Annotated in this window: 4 protein-coding genes and 1 pseudogene; all 5 read right to left on the reverse strand. The window is 68.4% G+C overall.

Going from position 1 to position 2,835, the window contains the following annotated elements; translation table 11 throughout:
- The coding region (locus BIS11_RS14315; RefSeq protein ID WP_253586374.1) for a ThiF family adenylyltransferase at positions 1 to 173 on the reverse strand (173 nt) is incomplete at its 3' end.
- Between the two features lie 3 nt (positions 174 to 176).
- Positions 177 to 677, reverse strand: a complete 501-nt coding sequence (locus tag BIS11_RS14320) for an Lrp/AsnC ligand binding domain-containing protein (RefSeq protein WP_253420797.1) — start codon at positions 675 to 677, stop codon at positions 177 to 179.
- Positions 678 to 699: 22 nt separating this feature from the next.
- Positions 700 to 1,542, reverse strand: coding sequence for a peptide chain release factor N(5)-glutamine methyltransferase (gene prmC / locus BIS11_RS14325; protein ID WP_253420800.1), 843 nt, complete (start codon positions 1,540 to 1,542; stop codon positions 700 to 702).
- Complete coding sequence (gene prfA, locus BIS11_RS14330) at positions 1,542 to 2,630, reverse strand: peptide chain release factor 1 (RefSeq protein ID WP_253420803.1); 1,089 nt, start codon at positions 2,628 to 2,630, stop codon at positions 1,542 to 1,544. The genes prmC and prfA overlap by 1 nt, the downstream gene beginning before the upstream one ends.
- Positions 2,627 to 2,835 (reverse strand): annotated as a pseudogene (locus tag BIS11_RS14335) (glutamyl-tRNA reductase); the annotation flags it as partial. The gene prfA and the pseudogene BIS11_RS14335, both read right to left, overlap by 4 nt.

The raw sequence follows: 2,835 nt of genomic DNA on the forward strand, positions 1-2,835 counted from the left end.
ATGGTGATGCGTCCGACGCCCGAGGCGGCCAGATACAGCGCCGCCGGCGAGCCGAGCCCCCCGGCGCCGATGATCAGCGCGTGGGCGGCCTGCAGGCGCTCCTGGCCCTCGATGTCCACCTCGTCGAGCATGATCTGGCGGCTGTAGCGCAAAAGCGTCGGGTCATCCATCATCGGCTACTTCTCCTCGAACTCGCAAAGCTCCGGCACGTGCAGGCTGAAGCTCTCCTTGACCTCTTCCATCACCACGTAGCTCTTGGACTCCTTGACGCCGGGCAGCGTCAGCACCACGTCGCCCAGCAGCTGGCGGTAGGCGGACATCTCGGGAATCCGGCACTTGAGGATGTAGTCGAACTGGCCAGACACCAGGTGGCACTCCTGGATCTGCGGCAGGGTTTCCACCGCGCGGCGAAACTCGTCGAATACCGCCGGCGACTGGGTCTCGAGGCTGATCTCGACGAACACCAGAAGGTTCGCCTTGAGCGCCTGCGGGTCGAGCAGCGCCTTGTAGCCGCGGATGACGCCGGCGCGCTCCAGGCGCTTGACGCGCTCCAGGCACGGCGTGGTGGAGAGCCCGACCTGGGCGGCCAGATCCACGTAGGAGATGCGCGCATTCTCCTGGAGCGCGCGCAGGATGCGCAGATCGATCCGGTCGAGCGTTCGGTTCTTGGGTTTCATGGTGGCCTCCCTTGTCCCGCCCTTAGCCGCGCGTCTGCCCCAGGGTGACGCGTTCGTGCCCCTGCAGGTCGGTCAGGCTTTCAACGTTAATATACCCCGCCCGGTCGAGCGCCGCCCGCACCCTTTGGGCCTGGGTATGGCCATGCTCGAGCAGCAGACATCCTTGGGCGCAAAGGTGCGCCCGGGCGCCTTCGATCAGATGCACGAGATCCGCCATTCCGTCGCCTGCCGCCACCAGCGCCGAGCGCGGCTCGAAGCGCACGTCACCACGCGCGAGGTGCGGGTCGTCCTCGCTTATGTAGGGCGGGTTGCTGACGATGAGCTCGAAGCACGCCCCGGCGTCCAGGGCGGCGAACCAGTCGCTTTGCAGGAACGTGGCGTTATTGAGGCGAAGGCGCGCGGCATTGGCCCGGGCAAGCGCGACCGCCTCGTCGCGAAGGTCGAGCCCGGTCACCTGCCAGCCCGGGCGTTCGCTGGCGAAGGCGAGCGCGATGGCGCCGGTGCCGGTGCCCAGGTCGAGAAGCCGCCCGGCGGATGCCGGGGCGCGGGCGAGCGCCGCCTCCACCAGGGTCTCGGTGTCCGGTCGCGGGATCAGCGTATGCCGGGAGGTGGCAAGGGGCAGCCCCCAGAACTCGCGCTCGCCGGTGAGGTAGGCCACCGGCTCGCCCTGGGCGCGGGCGGCTATCAGAGCGTCGAAGCGGGCGTGCTCGAAGGGCGGGCAAGGCGCGTCGCCCCAGGTGTAGAGCCAGGTGCGATCGCGCCCGAGCACGTGGCCCATCAGCACCTCGGCGTCCAGGCGCGGGGTCGGCGACCCCGCCGCGGCCAGGCGACCGGCGGCGGCCTTCAGCAGCGCATCGACGCTCATCACGCGTCCTGGAGCGCCGAGAGCTGTTCGGCCTGGTACTCGTGGATCAGAGGCTCCACCACGTCGTCGAGCTGCTCGCCGCTGATCACGTCGACCAGCTTGTAGAGCGTCAGGTTGATGCGATGGTCGGTGATGCGCCCTTGGGGAAAGTTGTAGGTACGGATGCGCTCGCTGCGATCACCGGAGCCGACCAGCGAGCGGCGCGCATCGGCCTGCTCCTGGCGCTGGGAATCCACGGCGTTGCGCTTGAGCTTGGCGGCGAGCAGCGACATCGCCTTGGCACGGTTCTTGTGCTGGCTGCGCTCCTCCTGGCACTCCACCACCACGCCGGTGGGCAGGTGGGTGATGCGGATCGCCGAGTCGGTGGTGTTGACGTGCTGGCCGCCGGCGCCGCTGGAGCGGTAGGTGTCCACGCGCAGATCCGCCGGATTGATGTCGATATCGCCCACGTCCTCGACCTCGGGCATCACCGCCACGGTGCAGGCGGAAGTATGAATGCGCCCCTGGGATTCGGTGGCGGGCACGCGCTGCACGCGGTGGGCGCCGGACTCGAACTTGAGCCTTGCATAGACGCCGTCGCCCTTGACCCGGGAGATCACCTCCTTGTAGCCGCCGTGCTCGCCGTGGCTCGCGCTGACCACTTCCACCCGCCAGCCGCGCTTCTCCGCGTAGCGGGAGTACATGCGAAACAGGTCGCCGGCGAAGATCGCCGCCTCGTCGCCGCCGGTGCCAGCGCGCACTTCCAGGAACACGCCGCGTCCGTCGTCCGGGTCCTTGGGGACCAGCAGCCGCTTGAGTTCGGTATCGAGCTCCGCGAGCTGCTCGCGGCCCTCCTCCATCTCCATCTCGGCCAGCTCGCGCATTTCCGGGTCGCTGTCGTGACTCAAGGTTTCGGCGGTGGCGATGTTCTCCTCGATCTCGCGGTAGCGCTGCCAGGCGGCGACCAGCGCCTCGAGCTCGGCGTACTCGCGGGAGTAGTCGCGAAAGCGCTGCTGGTCGTTGATCACATCCGGGTCCGAGAGCAGCATCGCAAGCTCCTCGTAGCGGTCGGCAAAACTGTCTAGGCGTTGGCGCAACGTCTCTTTCATGCGGGCGTATCATCCTTCTGGCGTTTCGCCGTGGGCGCGGGCTTGTCGAACGCGGGCTTCGAGGGCAGCAGCACCTGCGGCGCCGCGCTCAAAAGTGCGTGGTTTTCCTGGGAGGCCGCCTCGCGCAAGGCGAGCGTGGGCTGGTGCATGAAGCGATTGGCGAGCTGGTGGGCCAGGCGCTCGACGACCTTCGCCGGGTCCTCGC

The organism is Halomonas sp. 707D4, from assembly GCF_024158685.1.
Lineage (GTDB): Bacteria > Pseudomonadota > Gammaproteobacteria > Pseudomonadales > Halomonadaceae > Vreelandella.